General features: G+C 72.1%; 14 protein-coding genes. 6 read left to right on the forward strand and 8 right to left on the reverse strand.

From position 1 onward, the window contains the following. The first annotated feature begins 161 nt into the window (after positions 1-161). Positions 162-905 carry a copper resistance protein B gene (locus tag ACQYVW_RS06175; RefSeq protein ID WP_434946375.1) on the forward strand — a complete coding sequence of 248 codons (744 nt, stop codon included), beginning with the start codon at positions 162-164 and terminating at the stop codon, positions 903-905. 73 nt (positions 906-978) lie between these two features. On the opposite strand, the gene ung is transcribed toward ACQYVW_RS06175, so the two are convergent. From ung to rhlB, 5 genes are all read right to left on the reverse strand, one after another. Beyond that, positions 979-1680, reverse strand: a complete 702-nt coding sequence (gene ung / locus ACQYVW_RS06180) for a uracil-DNA glycosylase (RefSeq protein ID WP_434946376.1) — start codon at positions 1678-1680, stop codon at positions 979-981. Then, positions 1677-2525, reverse strand: coding sequence for a response regulator (locus ACQYVW_RS06185; RefSeq protein WP_434936499.1), 849 nt, complete (start codon positions 2523-2525; stop codon positions 1677-1679). Before ACQYVW_RS06185 ends, ung begins: the two co-directional genes overlap by 4 nt. A gap of 4 nt (positions 2526-2529) precedes the next feature. Continuing rightward, on the reverse strand, positions 2530-3477 hold the full coding sequence (gene ftsX / locus ACQYVW_RS06190; RefSeq protein ID WP_434936498.1) for a permease-like cell division protein FtsX: 948 nt from the start codon (positions 3475-3477) through the stop codon (positions 2530-2532). After that, entirely contained in the window at positions 3470-4159 is a 690-nt protein-coding gene (ftsE, locus tag ACQYVW_RS06195; RefSeq protein WP_434946858.1) for a cell division ATP-binding protein FtsE, read from the reverse strand. The genes ftsX and ftsE overlap by 8 nt, the downstream gene beginning before the upstream one ends. Before the next feature lie 365 nt (positions 4160-4524). After that, positions 4525-6324: an ATP-dependent RNA helicase RhlB gene (rhlB, locus tag ACQYVW_RS06200; protein ID WP_434946377.1), complete on the reverse strand. Its 1800-nt coding sequence runs from the start codon at positions 6322-6324 to the stop codon at positions 4525-4527. A gap of 368 nt (positions 6325-6692) precedes the next feature. On the opposite strand from rhlB, the gene trxA reads away from it, so the two are divergent. The 3 genes from trxA to ACQYVW_RS06215 all read left to right on the forward strand — a co-directional run bounded on the left by trxA (position 6693) and on the right by ACQYVW_RS06215 (position 9738). After that, entirely contained in the window at positions 6693-7019 is a 327-nt protein-coding gene (trxA, locus tag ACQYVW_RS06205; protein WP_434936879.1) for a thioredoxin TrxA, read from the forward strand. A 279-nt stretch (positions 7020-7298) separates the two neighbouring features. Further along, on the forward strand, positions 7299-9059 hold the full coding sequence (gene rho, locus ACQYVW_RS06210) for a transcription termination factor Rho (protein WP_434946378.1): 1761 nt from the start codon (positions 7299-7301) through the stop codon (positions 9057-9059). 148 nt (positions 9060-9207) lie between these two features. After that, positions 9208-9738: a GAF domain-containing protein gene (locus ACQYVW_RS06215; protein ID WP_434936614.1), complete on the forward strand. Its 531-nt coding sequence runs from the start codon at positions 9208-9210 to the stop codon at positions 9736-9738. 5 nt (positions 9739-9743) lie between these two features. Here the strand turns inward: ACQYVW_RS06215 and ACQYVW_RS06220 are convergent, their stop codons facing one another. From ACQYVW_RS06220 to ACQYVW_RS06230, 3 genes are all read right to left on the reverse strand, one after another. Next, positions 9744-10664, reverse strand: a complete 921-nt coding sequence (locus ACQYVW_RS06220) for an energy transducer TonB (protein ID WP_434946379.1) — start codon at positions 10662-10664, stop codon at positions 9744-9746. Positions 10665-11120: 456 nt separating this feature from the next. Continuing rightward, positions 11121-14420 carry an ankyrin repeat domain-containing protein gene (locus ACQYVW_RS06225; RefSeq protein WP_434946380.1) on the reverse strand — a complete coding sequence of 1100 codons (3300 nt, stop codon included), beginning with the start codon at positions 14418-14420 and terminating at the stop codon, positions 11121-11123. Next, positions 14413-14685, reverse strand: coding sequence for a YcgL domain-containing protein (locus ACQYVW_RS06230; RefSeq protein ID WP_434936329.1), 273 nt, complete (start codon positions 14683-14685; stop codon positions 14413-14415). The genes ACQYVW_RS06225 and ACQYVW_RS06230 overlap by 8 nt, the downstream gene beginning before the upstream one ends. A gap of 178 nt (positions 14686-14863) precedes the next feature. On the opposite strand from ACQYVW_RS06230, the gene ACQYVW_RS06235 reads away from it, so the two are divergent. Both ACQYVW_RS06235 and ACQYVW_RS06240 read left to right on the forward strand, forming a co-directional pair. Continuing rightward, positions 14864-17236 carry a S9 family peptidase gene (locus ACQYVW_RS06235; protein ID WP_434946381.1) on the forward strand — a complete coding sequence of 791 codons (2373 nt, stop codon included), beginning with the start codon at positions 14864-14866 and terminating at the stop codon, positions 17234-17236. Further along, on the forward strand, positions 17233-17751 hold the full coding sequence (locus tag ACQYVW_RS06240) for an STM3941 family protein (RefSeq protein WP_434946382.1): 519 nt from the start codon (positions 17233-17235) through the stop codon (positions 17749-17751). Before ACQYVW_RS06235 ends, ACQYVW_RS06240 begins: the two co-directional genes overlap by 4 nt. Positions 17752-17769: the final 18 nt, after the last annotated feature.

Consider the following 17769-nt stretch of genomic DNA (forward strand, 5'->3'; position numbering starts at 1 on the left):
CCGCGCACGGCAGGAACGGCTGCACACCGGAGCACGCCGCGATGGGACACTGCGCGCCCGCCGCCGCGACATCCACGCAGCACCCGGGCACACACGGGGGACATGACGCCGATCCCCATGCCGCGCAAGGCGGGAACGGATGCACCCCGGAGCACGCCGCGATGGGTCACTGCGTGCCCGATGGCGCGCGGCGTCCGCGCGAACCGATCCCGCCGGTCACCCAGGCCGATCGCGATGCGGCCTTCCCCGTGCTTTCGCACGGCCACACGACGCACGGCGCCACGACCTATACCCGGGTGAAGTTCGACCGTTTCGAGGCCTGGGACAGCGACGAGGCGAGCGGCCAGGCCTGGGAAGGCAGCGCGTCCGTAGGCGGCGACCTGCACCGCGTCTGGCTGCGCAGCAGCGGCAGCCGAAGCGCAGGCCGCACCACGGCAGCCAGCGCCGAGCTGCGCTGGTCGCGTGCGGTGGCGCGCTGGTGGGACGTGGTGGCCGGCGCACGCCATGACGTCCGTCCGGGCCCGTCGCGCACCCGCGCCGCGATCGGCGTGCAGGGCCTCGCGCCCTACCAGTTCGAAGTCTCGGCGATGGCCTATTTCGGCGATGGTGGACTGGCCGCGAAGCTCGAGGCCGAGTACGACCTGCGTTTCAGCAACCGCCTGGTGCTGCAGCCGATGCTGGAGCTGGAACTGCAGGCGCGGGACGACCCTGCGCGCGGCACCGGCAGCGGTCTGTCGAAGGCGGAAGCCGGGCTGCGGCTGCGATACGAGGTCACGCGCCGGTTCGCGCCCTACCTGGGCCTCGCGCACGAGCGCAGTTTCCGCCGGACCGCCGACTACCACGCGGCGCATGGCGAGGCACCCCGGGAAACGCGGCTTGTGGCCGGAGTGCGGTTCTGGTTCTGAAGCCGCGCTGTCGGCCGTGTTTCGGACGCGTCGGCCGTGATAACGGAATCACGCCAGCCGCTGGGCGCCCTCCTCAGGCCTCCAACGCGGCCAGCGGCGGCAGCGCCCAGTCGATGGGTGCCTGGCCGCGGCGCACGAGCGCCTGGTTGGCTTTGGAAAAATGCCCGGAGCCGAGGAAACCGCGGTGTGCGGACAGCGGCGAAGGATGGGTGGTCCGCAACACGCTGTGGCGACGCGCATCGACGATGCCGCCCTTCTTCTGCGCATAGCTGCCCCACAGCATGAACACCAGGCCCTCGCGCTCACGGTTGAGCACATCGACCACATGATCGGTGAAACCTTCCCAGCCCTTGCCCTGGTGGGCGCCGGCGCGGCCTTCCTCCACGGTCAGCACCGCATTGAGCAGCAACACGCCCTGGCGCGCCCAGGGCATCAGCCAGCCGTGGTCCGGCGGCGCGATGCCGAGGTCGCGCTGCAGCTCCTTGTACATGTTCTGCAGCGAGGGCGGCACCGGCACGCCGGGCGGGACCGAGAAGCACAGGCCATGCGCCTGCCCGGGGCCGTGGTAGGGATCCTGGCCGAGCACGACCACCTTCACCGCGTCGAAAGGCGTGGCCTCGAACGCGGCGAAGATCTGCGGCCCGGGCGGATAGATGCGGGCGCCGGCGGCCTTGCGCTGGCGCAGGAAGGCCGACAGCGCACGCATGTCCTCGCGCGCGAACCAGTCGCCCACGCGCGCCTTCCACGAGGGCTCCAGGCGGACGTCGTCGCTCACGGCTGCTGCTGCGCGGGCGAAACCGGCATGCGCGAAAGGCGCAGCTGGAACAGCGCCTTGGTCGCCAGCAGGCGCTCCTCGATCGGCTTGAGCACCAGGTCGTTGGCGCCGTCGCGCAGCAGCGCGGCCTGGTTGGCGCGGTTGTCGTCGCCGGTCATCACCAGCACCGGCAGCCGGCGCTTGCCGTAGCCCATGTGGTTGCGCACGCGATCGAGCACGTCGCGCCCGCTCAACTCGCCCTTGAGGTAGAGATCGGTCAGCACCAGGTCGGCGCCGGGCGCGGCCTCGGTGCCGGCATAGGCCTCGAGGTAGGCGATCGCGTCCTCGGCGGTGGTGACATGGGTCACGCGCATCTGGTGCGCCTCGAGCATGCGCCGGATGGCCACCGCCACCGTGCGGCTGTCCTCGATGTAGAGCACGTGCGCGTCCGGGATGGGCTGCGGCTGCACGTAGCCGCGGATGAAGGCCGCCAGCGCGTTGTGTCCGAGCGACTTGTCGAAGTAGTCGGTGACGTCCTCGGTGAAGCGCCGGTCCTCGAGGTGCGACTGCACGTCGCCCGAGATCACGATCACCGGCACGTAGCGCTGGCCGCCGGCTTCGCGCACCGCGCGCGCCACCTGCAGGCCGTCGCCATCGGGCAGCACCAGGGCGGTGGTGACCAGGTCGATGGGGTCGCCGGCCAGCAGCGCGCGCGCGTCCGCCAGGCTGCCGCCCTCGACCACCTGCACGCCCGGCAGCTCCTTCACCAGCACCGCCTGGATCAGCTTGCGCACCAGCTTGGAGCCGTCCACCACCATGACGCGCGGCTGGTCGGATTCGAGGTGGCGCAGATCGTGCTGGTTCATGCGGTCAGAGTCCGGTGGGGCGCGTCTGGCGCAGGAAATGTCCGGTCACCAGGCCAGCGCCGAGCCAGCCGAGCACGGTGGCCCCCGCGATCACGCCCAGCGCCCAGGGCAGGTCGATCCCGGACAGTGCGAAGCTGCTGCCATAGCTCGCCGCCAGCACCGCCAGGGGGTCGCGCAACGACAGCGCGACCGCGGCCAGCAGCGCGACCGCGAACGCGCCCGCGGCCAGGCCGTACCACGCCCCCAGGTAGAGGAACGGGCGTCGGATGAAGCCGTCGGTCGCACCGAGCAACTGCAGCACGCCGATTTCCTCGCGCCGCGACTGGATGTCCAGGCGCACGGTATTGCCGACCACCAGCAGCGCGCCCAGGCCCAGCAGCATCGCCAGCACCCACGCCACGCGCCCGCCGAAGCGCAGCCAGCCGTCCAGACGCTCGCGCCACTGCACGTCATGCTGCACCAGCCCGGCCTCCGGCAACTGCTCGAGTGACGCCGCCACCATCCTCTCGTCGCCCGCGGGCGTGACCAGCAGCAGGTGCGGCAGCGGATTGTCCTCGCCGACCGCGTCGACGATCCCGGCCAACGCCCCGCCGGCACGCAGCGAGGCCAGGCCTTCGTCCGGCGTGACGTGGACCACTTCGCTCACGTTGGCGCGCGCACGCAGTTCGTCCGCAAGCTGGCCGGCGCGTGCGGCGTCGACCTCCTGCCTGAGGAACACGCTGATCTCGCGCGAGCGCTCGACGTTGCCGGCCAGCCGCTCGAGGTTGCCCAGCACCAGCCAGAGCCCCAGCGGCAGGGCCAGCGCCAGCGCCATCACCGAAACCGTCAGCAGCGCCGCCCCGGGCTTGCGGAATACCCGTCCCAGGCTGGCGACGAGGCTGTAGAGATGGTGGTCGATCCAGGTGCCCAGCGGCGAGGCGGAGCGATCTGCGCGTGCGTTCGCCTCAGCCATCGGCCAGATCCTCCGGCGCGATGTCGTCGACCAGGCGGCCATGGTCGAGCACCAGCACGCGCTTGCGCATGCGCTTGACCAGGCCCAGGTCGTGGCTGGCCACCAGCACGCTGGTGCCGCGTTCGGGCAGCGAGGCGAACAGCGCCATGATTTCGGCCGACAGGGTGGGATCGAGGTTGCCGGTCGGCTCGTCGGCCACCAGCAGCCGCGGCTCGGCCACGACCGCGCGGGCGATCCCCACGCGCTGCTGCTCGCCGGCCGAGAGCTGGCCCGGCAGCGCGGCCTCGCGATCACCCAGGCCCAGCCGCTCGAGCACGCTGCGCACGCGCTTGCCGATCTCGCCGCGGCGCAGGCCGCGCAGGATCAGCGGCAGGGCGATGTTGTCGAACACGCTGCGGTCGGTGAGCAGGCGGTGGTCCTGGAACACCACGCCGACCTCGCGCCGGTGCAAGGCCACCCGCCGCCCGCGCACCTTGAGCAGGTTGCGGTCGTTGAACAGCACCGCGCCGCGGCTGGGCCGCTCGGCGAGGTGGATCAGCTTGAGCAGGGTGCTCTTGCCCGCACCGGAGTGCCCGGTGAGGAACAGCATCTCGCCGGCAGCCACGTCGAAGCTCACCTCGGCGAGCGCGACGCGCCCACCGGAATATTGCTTGCTGACACTGTCGAAGCGCAGGACGGTCATGGCGGGGGAGTATCGCAGAACTGGCATGGACCGAATCGGACGCCGTGCTGGCTTTGCGACGCCGACGACCGGCCGCGTGAAACCGACCAGCGCGGCGCAGCGGTGCCTGTCCCCAGCGCCGCAGGGGCAGCGACCGAGGCGGCGCCGGGAGCTGCGTCGATGCAGCCCGGGCGGGCGCACGCTTCGCGGCCGCGGCCTGGCCTCGCATCCGGGGCGAACGTGCGTCCACCGCGCGTGCAGACGACCGTCGCGGGGCCGTCGCAGACGTTGCGGGCACGACACAGGCAGCGCCGTGACCGGCAGCGCCGCGACGCCCGGCCCCATTCATGGAGCGACGCCGGCAGGTGCCGGCGTCGGGGTGCGAATCAGTGCTGGCTCTGCGGCGCGCGCGTGACCAGCTTGCGCAGACGCGCGCCGATGCGCGAGATCAGCGACGGCGCCGCGGCATCGGCCGCGCGCGTTGCCGCCTGCGCTTGCGGCGCCGGCGCGGCACGGGGTTCGCGCGGCCGGGGCTGGCCGGATTCGGCCTGCCCGCGCGGGCTGCCCATCGCGGCTTCCGCGCCTTCGACGCGCTTGCCACCGCGACGCCGGCGGCGCTTGCGGGGCGGGCGCGACGCATCCGGCGTGGCCGCGGCCACGGCGCCGGCAGCATCGATCACGGGCCTGGGTTCGGCACGCGGCGTGGCCTGCGCGGCGTCCACCGCCGGCGCTGCCGCAGCCGCCTCGCCTTCGGGCCGCGGGCGCGGCTGTCGACGCGGCCGGTCGCGGTCGCCGCCACTGCTGCCGCTGCGCGGACCGCGACCTCCGCCACCGGGGCCGCCGCGACCGCCACTGCGGCCACCGCCGCGCTTGGCGTCCTCGGCGGCGCGCGCTTCGCGCACCTCGCGGTAGATCTCGCCGATGCTGTCGCCATCGCCATCGCCATCGCCGTCGTCGCCGTCGTCGCCGTCGGCAGCTTCGGCCGGCCTGGCGCGCTCCGGACGCGGCAGCGCAACCAGCAGTTCCCGCGTCACCGGCTCGGACGGGATCTTCTGTTCGATGTAGGCCTCGATATCCGGCAGGCCGATCGCGTAGCGCTCGCAGGCGAAGCTGATCGCGTCGCCCTCGGCGCCCAGGCGCGCGGTACGGCCGATGCGGTGCACGTAGTCCTCGGCGTCGAACGGCAGGTCGTAGTTGTAGACGTGGCTGACGCCGTCGATGTGCAGGCCGCGCGCGGCCACGTCGGTGGCGACCAGGATCTCGAGCTGGCCGGCCTGGAACTTCTTCAGCAGCGACTCGCGCTTCTTCTGCGGCACGTCGCCCGACAACACGCCGACGCGGTAGCCGGCGCGCTCGAGCGAACGCGCGACGCGCTCGACGAAGGCCTTGGTGTTGACGAACACCATGGTGCGGGCGCCTTCCGAACGCGAGAGCAGCCCCAGCAGCAGCGGCATCTTCTCCTCGTCCGAGGGGTAGTACAGCTTCTGGCGCACGCGCGCGGCGGTGATCGATTCGGTCTCGACCACCATCTTCTCCGGCTCGTTCATGTGCTCGTAGGCGAGCTCGAGCACGCGATGGCTCAGGGTGGCCGAGAACAGCAGGGTCTGGCGCTCGGTGCGCACCGGCATCCGCCGCAGCAGGAAGCGGATGTCCTTGATGAAGCCGAGGTCGAACATGCGGTCGGCCTCGTCCAGCACGCAGACCTCGCAGGCGTGCAGGGACACGACCTTGTGCTGCTTGACGTAGTCGATCAGGCGGCCGGGGGTGGCGATGATCACGTCGGCGCCGGCCTGCAGCAGCGCGCGTTGCTTGTCGTAGTCGACGCCGCCGTAGACCAGGGCGAACTTCAGGCCCAGCTCGGGCGCGAGCTTCATCGCGTCCTTGTGGATCTGGATGGCCAGTTCGCGGGTGGGCGCCAGGATCAGCGCGCGCGGATCCTCGGGCTTGCGCTCGGCCAGGGCGGGCCTGGACAGCAGGCGGTTGATCACCGTGACCAGGAAGGCCAGGGTCTTGCCGGTACCGGTCTGGGCCTGGCCGGCGACGTCGCGCCCGGCGAGGGTGATCGGCAGGGTCATGGCCTGGATCGGGGTGCAGCGGGTGAATCCGGCGGACTCGAGGCCGGCCAGCAGGGCCGGATGCAGCTCGAAGCTGGAGAAGGTGATGTCGGTAAGTGGCTTGTCGCTCATGTATTGGGATCTTGAGTGCGGCGCCAGGGCGTGCGTGCCCGAAGCGGCTCCCGGTCCGCTTGGGTCGGCGCAATGCGGGGGGCTGTCCCGCATACCGGCGACCCAAACGGGCAGGGAAGTCGTTCGAACTGCATGACACGCTCTGGCGCTTGCGTGGGTGGCGCCCGCAACGCAGACTGCCTGGAAACGGGACGGCGCCGAAGCGCGCTCCCGAGGGCTCGCGGACCATGGGCGTGGGGTGCCCGGCGTTCCCGGACCGGGCAATCCCGGGCGGGAGGCCCTTGATTCGGGCCGCGAATCGCCCAAGTTTACCATCCATCCCCGCAGCCGCCCTGCCCGGCCGCCCTCTTCTCTTCAGGAGCCTTCCCGTGAGCGAACACGTCATCCATGCCAGCGACGCCGACTTCGATGCCACCGTGCTGCAGTCCGCCGAGCCGGTGCTCGTCGATTTCTGGGCGCCCTGGTGCGGACCGTGCAAGATGATCGCCCCGGCCCTGGACGAGCTGGCCGACGAGTACGCCGGCAAGGTCAAGATCGCCAAGGTCAACGTGGACGAGAACCGCGCCACGGCCCTGAAGTACCACGTCCGCTCGATCCCGATGCTGCTGCTGTTCAAGGGTGGCCAGGTGCAGGCGACCCAGATCGGCGCCGTGGGCAAGGCCCAGCTGGCGCAGATGATCGACAAGGCGGTCTGAGGACCGCCGGGCGCCGGCCGGCGCCCTTTGGCGCATGCCCCGCCGGCGCCCTGACGTCGGCCTCACGTGGCTGCCCGCAGGCTGGCCGCGGCTTCGAACGCGTGCATGCGGTCGCTGCCGCATGAACGCCGCACCCGCATCCTGCTTGCCGGCGGCCCGCCACAGGTGGTAGTTTGCCGCCATCCGGCGTGGAATTCGGCGCCGCACCCCGTCTGCAGGATCTCCTTCCAACATCCCCGCCCACTCTCCGGGCGCTCGCACCGAGCGAGGAAATCGCACTTGTCCGACAATACCCCCGACGCCGGCGACACCGTCGCCAAGCGCGTGCGCAAGACGGCCGCGCGCACCACCAAGAAGGTCGTCAAATCCGCCGACGCGGACACGCCCAACCTGTTCGAATCCAGCGCCGCGCCCTCCGCGCCGCGGGCCGAACCGCGGCAGGACGCGCCCGTGCAGCAGGAGGCCCGGCCCGCGCCGGCCGCCGAAACCGGCTCCAGCCAGTCCGCACCCGCGCAGGGCGGCGGCGAGGCCGCGCCGGCCGAGGGCGGCGGGCAGCAGCCGCGCCAGCAGCACGACAGCCGCCAGGGCGGCAATCAGCAGCCCGGCAACCAGGGTCAGGGCCAAGGCCAGGGCAACAACCGCCGCGACCGCTTCCGCAACCGCCGCGACCGCCAGCGCGACCGCCACCGCGACGGCGGCCTTCCGCAGGACGACGGCGGCAACGGCCACGAGCAGGCCAACCGCATGCCGCCGCCGAACATCCCCGAAGGCTTCCCCCAGTACTCGCTGGGCGACCTGAAGCGGATGCCGGCGCACAAGCTGTTCGACATCGCCGAGCAGCTCAACATCCACGAAGGCGTGGCCCGCGCGCGCAAGCAGGACGTGATCTTCGCCCTGCTCAAGGTGCTCACCCGCACCAACGAGGGCGTGCAGGCCGACGGCGTGCTGGAGATCCTGCCCGACGGCTTCGGCTTCCTGCGCGGCGCCGAGGCCAGCTACCTGGCCGGCCCGGACGACACCTACATCTCGCCCAGCCAGATCCGCCGCTTCAACCTGCGCACCGGCGACCACCTGTCCGGTCGCATCCGCTGGCCCAAGGACGGCGAGCGCTACTTCGCGCTCAACGTGGTCGACACGATCAACGGCGAGCCGCCGGAGGCCAGCAAGGGCAAGGTGCTGTTCGAGAACCTCACCCCGCTGTTCCCGCGTAGGCGCTTCAAGCTCGAGCGCGGCGACGGTTCCAGCGAGGACATCGCCGGCCGCATCCTCGACCTGATGGCGCCGCAGGGCAAGGGCCAGCGCGCCCTCATCGTCTCGCCGCCCAAGGCTGGCAAGACCATGCTGATGCAGCAGATCGCCACCGCGATCACCACCAACCATCCGGAAGTGCACCTGATCGTGCTGCTGGTGGACGAGCGTCCGGAAGAAGTGACCGAAATGCAGCGCACCGTGCGCGGCGAAGTGGTCTCCTCGACCTTCGACGAGCCGGCCGCGCGCCACGTGCAGGTCGCCGAGATGGTGATCGAGCGCGCCAAGCGCCTGGTCGAGCACAAGAAGGACGTGGTGATCCTGCTCGACTCGATCACCCGCCTGGCCCGCGCCTACAACAACGTGGTGCCGTCCTCGGGCAAGGTGCTCACCGGCGGCGTCGACGCCAACGCCCTGCACCGCCCCAAGCGCTTCTTCGGCGCGGCGCGTAACGTCGAGGAAGGCGGCTCGCTGACCATCATCGCCACCGCGCTGGTCGACACCGGCAGCGCGATGGACAAGGTGATCTACGAGGAGTTCAAGGGCACCGGCAACTCGGAAATCCACCTGGACCGCCGCATCACCGAAAAGCGCGTCTACCCGGCGATCGCGGTCAACCTCTCCGGCACCCGCCGCGAGGACCTGCTGATCGAGCCGGACCTGCTGCAACGCATCTGGATCCTGCGCAAGCTGCTGCATCCGATGGACGAGATCGCGGCGATGGAGTTCCTGCTCGACAAGATGAAGAGCACCAAGTCCAACGACGAGTTCTTCGCTTCGATGAAGCGCTGAACCCGGCGCCGGAGGTCGACGAAAAGCCCGCTTCGCGGGCTTTTCGTTTGTTCGGCCTCCGGGCCGGGGGCCGCCCGCCGCAGCTGCCATTGCGCGGGTCCCCCCGTCGCCGCAACATGGACCTCCGCGCACACATGGAGCCGTCGCGATGCCCGCAATCGCCACCGCCTTCCTGACGAACGCCGCGAGCCGGCTTGCGCCGCTGGACGAGGCGCTGGCACTGGCGCAATCGCCGAACGACGTCGCCTGGACGCTGTGCCGCTTCAGCGGCAAGGAACTGCAGCTGGTGGACGTGATCGTCTACCTGTGCGACCCGGGCGGACGCAGCCTCACCCAGCAGGCGGCATGGGGGCCCAAGCGCGCCGCCAGCCGGGTGCTCGAATCCCGCCTCACCCTGGCCCTCGGCCAGGGCATCGTGGGCCGGTGCGCGCTGGCGCGGCTGCCGCAGCGCACCGGCGATGCGCGCTTCGACGCGCGCTACGTGCCCGACGACCAGTCCAACCTGTCGGAGCTCGCGGTGCCGATCGAGCACGGCGGGATCCTGTTCGGCGTACTCGACAGCGAGCATCCGGAAGGCGATCACTACACCCTCGCGCACGAACACGCGCTGCAGGCGATCGCCGAGCGCGGCGCCCGCCGGCTGCATGCGCTGGCGAAGGCAGCCCCCGCCGGCGCCTGAGCGGATCAGCCGCCGTCCAGCGGACCCAGCAGCTTCAGCCCCATCCCGACCTGGTGCACCTCCCCCGCGATCAGGGTATCGGGTGCGATGTCGAAGCCCTCGAGGCTTTCCATCCGCCATGGCACCGGCATGCGCGGCCCGGGTACGTAGACTTCCCACTGCCCGTACGCCGCCGGCTTTCCCACGCCGTGGATGCGGTAGTCGACCGGCACCCGTACCGACCAGACCGGCTCCTTGGCCATCTCTCCGCTGGTCGGCGGACGGAACTGCCAGCGGCGGGCAGCCGTCACCGCCGACCGCGCCAGCATCTCGCGCATGCGCACCATCTCGCGCTCCGGCCCCACCACCCGCAGATTGACCTGTTCGGCCACGACATCCAGCACCTCACCCGACGGACCGATGCGGAGGACGAGATAGACGACGCCCGTCACGCCCATCTCCAAGGCCTGTTGCGGGTATCGGGGTGCGGCCATCTGCGCCGCACTCACCTGGTCGGCGGGAGGACTGTCCGCGAACTCTTCGGGCGCCCCGTCGACCCGCCGCGCCATCTGCACGGCTTCGCGCCCGAAATAGCCGTCGCGGATGGAGACGCGGAAGCGCTCATCGTCGACGCGCTCGGCCGCCATCCGCAGGCTCATCCGGGCACTGCCGTGCGCCGGCTTGCCGTCGACCAGGATCGGCTCGAAGCGCCAGCCAGGCGCGGACGCATCGATCACGTCGAGCACCGCCGTCGGCAGGTCCTCGCGCCGGTCGATCGTCCAGTCGCCGATCGTTCCTTCCGGCGTGATCGTGACCCGCCCGGTCACCAGCATGCTGCCCTCGACCTGCTTTCGCGCTGCCTTGGCGTTCTGGGCGTCCGCAGCCGACGCGAAGCAGGCGAGCACGACTGTCAGCCATAACACCGGCCATCTCCGGATGGTCTTCATCCTTCCTCCTGTCCATGGGTGATCGATGCGGGCAGCGTACAGCCTCGGACAGCCCGACACCCCGGGCGAGCCGTCCGGCGCTGCAGGGATTGGCGTCGCCACGCTGTCGCGGATTGCGCGACAAAGAAGGGTCGGACCATTCGCGTACATCGCGACAGGCGCAACGTGGACATGGCCCACGGCCACCGGTGCGCCGGGCAGCCGCACGGACAACTATTCCGACGAACAGGCCAGCGCGGATCGCGGCCGGCCCCGACGCGGACATCGCAGCACGCCGAAGCGGGCGGGATGGACGCCGCCCGATTGCGGTCGACCGCACGCGCATGCGGTGCGCGCACGGCACCGCGCATGATCGCGCAAAGGTCTCCGCCGGACGTCCCCGTGCCACCGCGTTGCCCCCAGGCAGGCGCCTGCGCCGATCATAGCGCTCGCGGGGGCGCGACCTGCCAGTGGCGCTCAGCCGCGGTCGCGCAGGAACCGGGCCATCGAGACCCCGGACTGCACCGGCACGTACTCGTGGGCCACGTCGACGAAGCCGCGCATCACCGCGATCTCGCGCGGGGTACGGTTGAGCGCATCGCGTGCTTCCGGATCGGCGCCGGCGCGCAGCAGGCGGCGGGTCAGGCGCAGCAACCCGTGCAGCGCCGCCAGGTGCAGGGGCCCGAAACCGCGCGGGTCGCGCGCCTCCAGCGAGGCGCCTTCGTCGAGCAGGTGCTCGAGTACCGCCAGCAGCACGTCCTCGTCGCAGGCGGTGCCGGGTTCGGCGCGTGCGCCGAGCAGCAGCAGCAGCGGGGTGACCCCGCCCGCGGCGGCCGCGTCGACCTCGGCGCCGGCCAGCAGCAGGGTGTCGAACAGGGCCACCAGGCGGGTGCGGTCGCGGGCGGTGAAGCCGTACAGGGCGGCGCAGTGCAGCGGGGTCAGGCCCTGGGCGTCGGTGGCGTGGACGTTGGCGCCGGCGGTCATCAGCTTCGCGCACAGGTCCGGCAGCCCCAGCGCCGAGGACAGCATCAGCACGGTGACCTCGCCCGGCAGGCGCTGCTCGAGCCTGGCGCCGGCGGCCAGGAGGCGCTCGACCAGTTCGCCCTGGCGCATGCTCACCGCCGCAGACAGCGGCGTGGCGCCGGTGTGCGCGACATGCTGTGGATTGGCGCCGCGCGCCAGCAGCAGTTCCACCACGGCGCGGTGGCCGCCGCCGCAGGCGCGCAGCAGCGCCGTGCAGCCCTGGGGATCGACGCTGTCCACTGGCAGCCCCAGGTCGATCAGGCGACGGACCGCGTCGGCGTCGCCGGCCATGGCCGCGGCCGGCACGTCGGCCGGCTGCAGCACCCGCCGCGGCAGGGCCCAGCCGCGCCAGTCCAGCCAGTCGGCCAGGTCGCGGCGGCCGCTGGCCAGGGCCACGCCCAGCGGGGTCTGCCCGTCCTGGGCGCGCACGTCGACCGCGGCGCCGTGACGCACCAGGGTCTTGAGCACGTCCTCGCGCGCCAGCGCGGCGGCCAGGTGCAACGCCGTCATGCCGCGCGCATCGCGCGCGTCGGCATCGACGCCGATCGCGAGCAGGCGTTCGATCAACCGGTTCCAGCCCAGATGCACGGCCAGCGACAGCGGCGGGTCGCCAGCGGGCGAAGCGGCGAAGGGATCGGCGCCCTGCTCCAGCAGGTCCAGCGCCGACTGCTCCAGCGTGCGGCCCGCCTGGTCGCCCTTCACGCATGCGGCCAGGAACCGCGCCAGGCCGCCACTGCCGGCTGGCGAGGCGCCGTGGCCGAGCAGCGCCTGCAGCGCCGGCAGGGCGGCGGGCCCGCAGGCCAGCAGGCGGAAGGCGGCGGTGTCGCCATTGTCGTCACGGACCTCGCCGTCGGCTCCCTGGGCCATCAACCAGTCCACGCGCGCCCGCGAGGGGATCGCATCCCCCTCGAACAGCAGGCGGCCCAGTTCCGACGGCGAGACCAGGGCGGCGATACGCTCGAGTTCGTCGTAGCGACCCGCGTCCAGGCCTTCGCGCAGCAGGAGCATGGGGGCGCGCTGTTCGGGCACGGCCTCGCCCGAGTCCGGACGCACGCTGGCGGGCAGCGCGTAGTCCGGGTCGAGCATGGCCACCAGCCGCCAGCGGCCGGCTTCGGCCGCAATCGCGGCCGCGCGCCGGCCATCATGGCCTGTGGCGCGCGGATCGAGGCCGAGTTCGAGCAGGCGCCCGACCAGGGCCGAGGACGGAGTGTCGGCCAGACAGGCCAGCACCAGGGCGTTGCGCCCCTGCGCGTCCACCGCGGCAGGATCGGCCTTTGCCGCCAGCAGGGCCTCGAAGGCGCTGAGCGAGCCGCCGCGCGCGGCTTCCAGCAAGGGGGTCGCACCGGCGCCATCGCGGGCCTGCGCATCCGCGCCGGCGTCGAGCAGGGCGGCGACGATGGCGGCATGGCCCTGCGCCGCGGCCACGTGCAGCGCGGTGCGCTGGTCGCGGTCGCGCGCGTCGACCCGTGCCTTGTGCCGCAGCAGCAGTTGCACGCCGGCCGGGTCGTCCTCGTCGCCGCCCGCCGCCGCCAGCAGCGCCGGGGTGCCGGACTCGATCAGCGGCCGGGCGCCGCGCTCGAGCAGGAAGCGCGCCAGGCGCCAGTTGCCGGCGGCGCAGGCCACGCCCAGCGGCGTCAGCCCATCGTGGTTGGCCACGTCCAGCTCGGCCGAGGCATCGCGCAGCAGCGCGGCCACGCCGGGGTCGGAACTGCGCGCGGCGTGATGCAGCGGAGTGTTGCCGTCCAGGTCGGCGGCGCGCGGGTCGGCACCGTTGGCCAGCAGGGTCATCACCGCTTCCGGGCGGCCGTGCCAGCTGTCGCGGGTCGCGGCCAGCAGCGGAGTCAGGCCGGCATGCGCGGTGTTGAGGTCGACGCCGCGCGCGATCAGGGCGCGCAGCAGGCGCAGGTCGGGCAGCACCGCGGCCAGCACGGGCAGGCCGCGCTGGTCGCGGTCATCGGCCAGCGGCAGCGCATGAACGTCGGCTCCGGCCTCGATCAGGGCCAGCGCCTGATCCACGCGCCCGGCGCGTGCGGCGGCCACCAGCGCGCGGTCCAGGTCCCCGTCCAGCGCCGGCAGCGGCAGACTGGAGGCCTCGCCTTCCATCTCGACTACCGGGATCGTGCGTGCGGCCTCGGCGGGCGCCGGCAGGCGCTGCAGCAGCAGGTGCAGCAGCGGCCAGAGCAGGATCGATGCGCCGGCCAGCGACCAGCGTGCCGTGTCGCCGAGAAGTTGCGGCCAGGCCAGCAGCACGATGCCGGCCATGATCGCGGCGACGGCGGCGGCAGCGGCCGCCCCGTGCCAACCGGACGCGTCGCGCGCAGGCAGCGCCTGCCATTCGTGGGCCAGGCTGCCCCCTTCGCGCTCGAGCGCACGCCACACCGGCCAGGTCCGCCACAGCCCCAGCACGCCCAGGCCGGCGAGCGCGCTCAGCGCAAGCGCCGCGCCCAGGCCGCCGCTGCGCAGCAACGCCAGCAGCGGCCAGCTCACCAGCAGCGCGGCGACCAGCAGGCCGGCGGCCCACAGCGCCAGCAGCGCGCGCGCATCGCGCAGCAGGCCGGCGCGATGCGCGGGCAAGGGCGAATCCGCGCGCCAGCCCCGCACGGCCAGGGCGAAGGCGGGCTGGGCCAGCAGCGCGGCCACCAGCGCCACCAGCCCGCCCATGCCGGCGGCCAGCGTCAGCGCGAGGCCGGTCGCGGCGGCGGCGATGGAGGCGCGTCGGGACGTCGGGGTCGCGGGTACCCGGGGCTCAGGCATCGGTGCCCCAGTCCTCGCTCATCGGATCGGCAGCGGCCCCCGGGGGAAACTGCAGGTGGAAGCCGCGCTGGACCAGGTTGGCGCGCACCTCGTCGGGGTTCTCGCGTGCCAGCGTGCGGCCGGGCACCAGCGCGACATCCAGCACGAAGCGCAGCGGACCCAAGCGTTCGCGCAATGCTTCGGGCAGCCGCCCGAAATCATCGCGGGCGGCGAGATACACATAGGTGTCGGCCCGGCGCTGGCTCTTGTAGACGTAGGCTTGCATGTCCGCGTGTGGTCACAGGTCGCGGAATTGTGCGGGAAATCGGCCCTGCGGGGAACGTCGAACCGTTCAGGAGCGCGGCTCGCGGCGTTGCGGCGGGCATCGCGGCCATGACCCTCGGCAGATGTTCGGCCCGGGCCGGCTGCTAGGCTGTCGCGATTCCCGCTGCCCGTCCCCCGCGATGCCTCGATCCGCTCCGCTGCTGTCCTGCCTGTTCCTGTCCGCCTTCGCCGCGCTCGCGCAGGCGCAGCCCGCACAACCGCTCACGCTGGACCGAATCATGGACGACCCCGACTGGATCGGACCACCAGTGGAGCAGGCCTGGTGGTCCTGGGACGGGCGCCAGGCCTATTACCTGCTCAAGCGCGAGGGCAGCGGCATCCGCGACATCCACGTGCAGGACATCGCCGGAGGCGCGGCCCAGGTCGTCGACGGCGCTTCCCGGGCCGGCATCGATGCCGCGCAGCCGGTGCTGGACCCGCAGCGCACCCGCATGGCCTTCGTGCGCAACGGCGACGTGTTCGTGCGCGACCTGCGCAACGGCGCGCTGACCCAGCTCACCCGCAGCGAGGCGACCGAGTCCGGCCCGCGCTGGTCCAGCGATGGCGCCCTGGTCTGGCGCAGCGGCCATGACTGGTTCCGCTGGAGCGCGCAGGACGGCGCCACCACGCACGCAGCTTCGCCACAGGTGCAGGACGACCCGGCCGCGGCGCCCAAGTCCGACCTGCTGCGCGAGGACCAACTGCGCCTGGTGGAGACGCTGCGCGTGGAGCGCGAGCGTCGCGAGGCCCAGCGCAAGCGCGAGACCGAATTGCGCCGCGCCGATCCCACGCGCGCGCCAGCGCCGGTGTACCTGGGCAAGGACGTCGAGATCGCCGCGACCTCGCTTTCGCCCGACGGCCGCTGGCTGGCGGTCGCCACCGAGCGCAAGGCCGACGAGCGCGGCCAGGGCGGCAAGATGCCCAAGTACGTGACCGAATCGGGTTACGAGGAATTCGAGGACGTGCGCACCCGTGTGGGCCGCAACCTGCCGCGCGCGCAGACCTTCTGGCTGGTCGACATGCGCGACGGCTCGCGCCGCGAGCTGTCCACCGCCGGGCTGCCGGGCATCGACCGCGATCCGCTGGCGTCGCTGCGCGAAGCCGCGGGCAAGGAACCGCTCAAGGGCGCGCGCGCGCTGCGCGTGGAGGACGCCGCGGGCGGTCTGCTGTGGAGCGCGGACTCGCGCCATCTGGCGCTGATGCTGCACTCGGTCGACAACAAGGACCGCTGGCTGGCGACGCTGCAGCCCGAAGCGGCGACCCTGCAGTCGCGCCACCGCCTCACCGACCCGGCCTGGGTCAACTGGAGCTTCAACGAATTCGGCTGGCTGCCCGACCAGCGCACGCTGTGGTTCGTCTCCGAGGAGAGCGGCCATGCGCACCTGTACACCGTCGATGCTGCCGGCGGCCGGCCGCGCGCGCTCACCTCGGGCCGCTGGGAGGTATCGCAGCCGGCGCTGTCGCCCGACGGCAGCCGCGTCCTCTTCACCTGCAACCGCGCCAGGCCGGGCGACTACGAGCTGTGCGCGGTGCCCGCGAATGGCGGCGATGTCGTCGAACTGACCAGCCTCGGCGGCGTCGAGGACTTCGTGGCCTCGCCCGACGGCGCGCGCCTGCTGCTGCGCCATTCCTCCAGCTACGTGCCGCCGCAGCTGGCGGTCATGGATGCCGGCGGCGGCAACCTGCGCACGCTCACCGACACGCGCAAGGCCGAATACCGCGCCTTCGAGTTCCTGCAGCCCGAGTACGTGCAGGTGCCTTCGAAGCACGGCGCCGGCACGATCTGGGGCAAGTACTACGGCCCGGCCACGATGGAGCCGGGACGCAAGTATCCGGTGGTGCTGTTCGTGCACGGCGCGGGCTACCTGCAGAACGTCAGCGACCGCTACCCGAACTACTTCCGCGAACAGATGTTCCACAACCTGCTGGTACAGCAGGGCTACATCGTGCTCGACCTCGATTTCCGTGCGTCCGAGGGCTACGGCCGCGACTGGCGCACCGCGATCTACCGGCAGATGGGCCATCCGGAGCTGGAGGACTACCTGGACGGCATCGACTGGCTGGTCGAGCACCGCCAGGCCGACCGCGAGCGTGTGGGCATCTACGGCGGCAGCTACGGCGGCTTCATGAGCTTCATGGCGCTGTTCCGCGAGCCGGGCAAGTTCAAGGCCGGCGCCGCGCTGCGTCCGGTCACCGACTGGACCCAGTACAGCCACACCTACACCGCCAACATCCTCAACACACCCGACATCGATCCGGAGGCCTATCGCAAGTCTTCGCCGATCGAATACGCCGATGGGCTGCAGGACCACCTGCTGATCGCCCACGGCATGATCGACGACAACGTGTTCTATCGCGACTCGGTGGTGCTGGCGCAGCGCCTGATCGAGCTGCGCAAGGACAAGTGGGAGCTGGCCAGCTATCCGATGGAGCGGCACGGCTACGTGCACGCCGATTCCTGGTACGACCAGTACCGCCGCATCCTCGAGTTGTTCGAGCGCGCGCTGAAGTGATGCAGGCGCCGGGCACGCCGGAGCCGCGCGCCATCGAGGTGCTGCGTCCGTCGCCGGTCCGCTGGCTGGTGACGGCTGCCATCTGCGCGGCCTTCGTCTGGGCCGGATCGGCGATCATGCCGAGCCATCCGCTGCTGGCCTGGGCCTGCATCGCGTTCTTCGGCCTGGGCGTGCTGGTGGCCCTGGCCAACCTGTTGCCGGGCGCCAGCGGCCTGGTGCTCGATGCCGAAGGCTTCGAGATCGTCTCGCTGTACCGCCGCTCGCGCATCGCCTGGGCCGACGTGGCGCGTTTCGGCGAAGTGGGCGTGGGCCTGGAACGGATGGTCGGCTTCGATTTCGCCGAGGGCGCGCGTAGCCAGGCCCGGATGCACCGGATCAACCGCCGGGTCAGCGGCTTCCACGGCGCCCTGCCCGACCGCTACCGGCTCGGGGCCGCCGAACTGGTGCAGCGGCTGGAACATTACCGGCAGGACTGGCACGCCCGCCATCCGGGGGCGCCCGCGCGCCTGACTTGATCTGGCGCAACCCGCCCC

This window comes from Luteimonas campi (assembly GCF_051162505.1).
Lineage (GTDB): Bacteria > Pseudomonadota > Gammaproteobacteria > Xanthomonadales > Xanthomonadaceae > Luteimonas.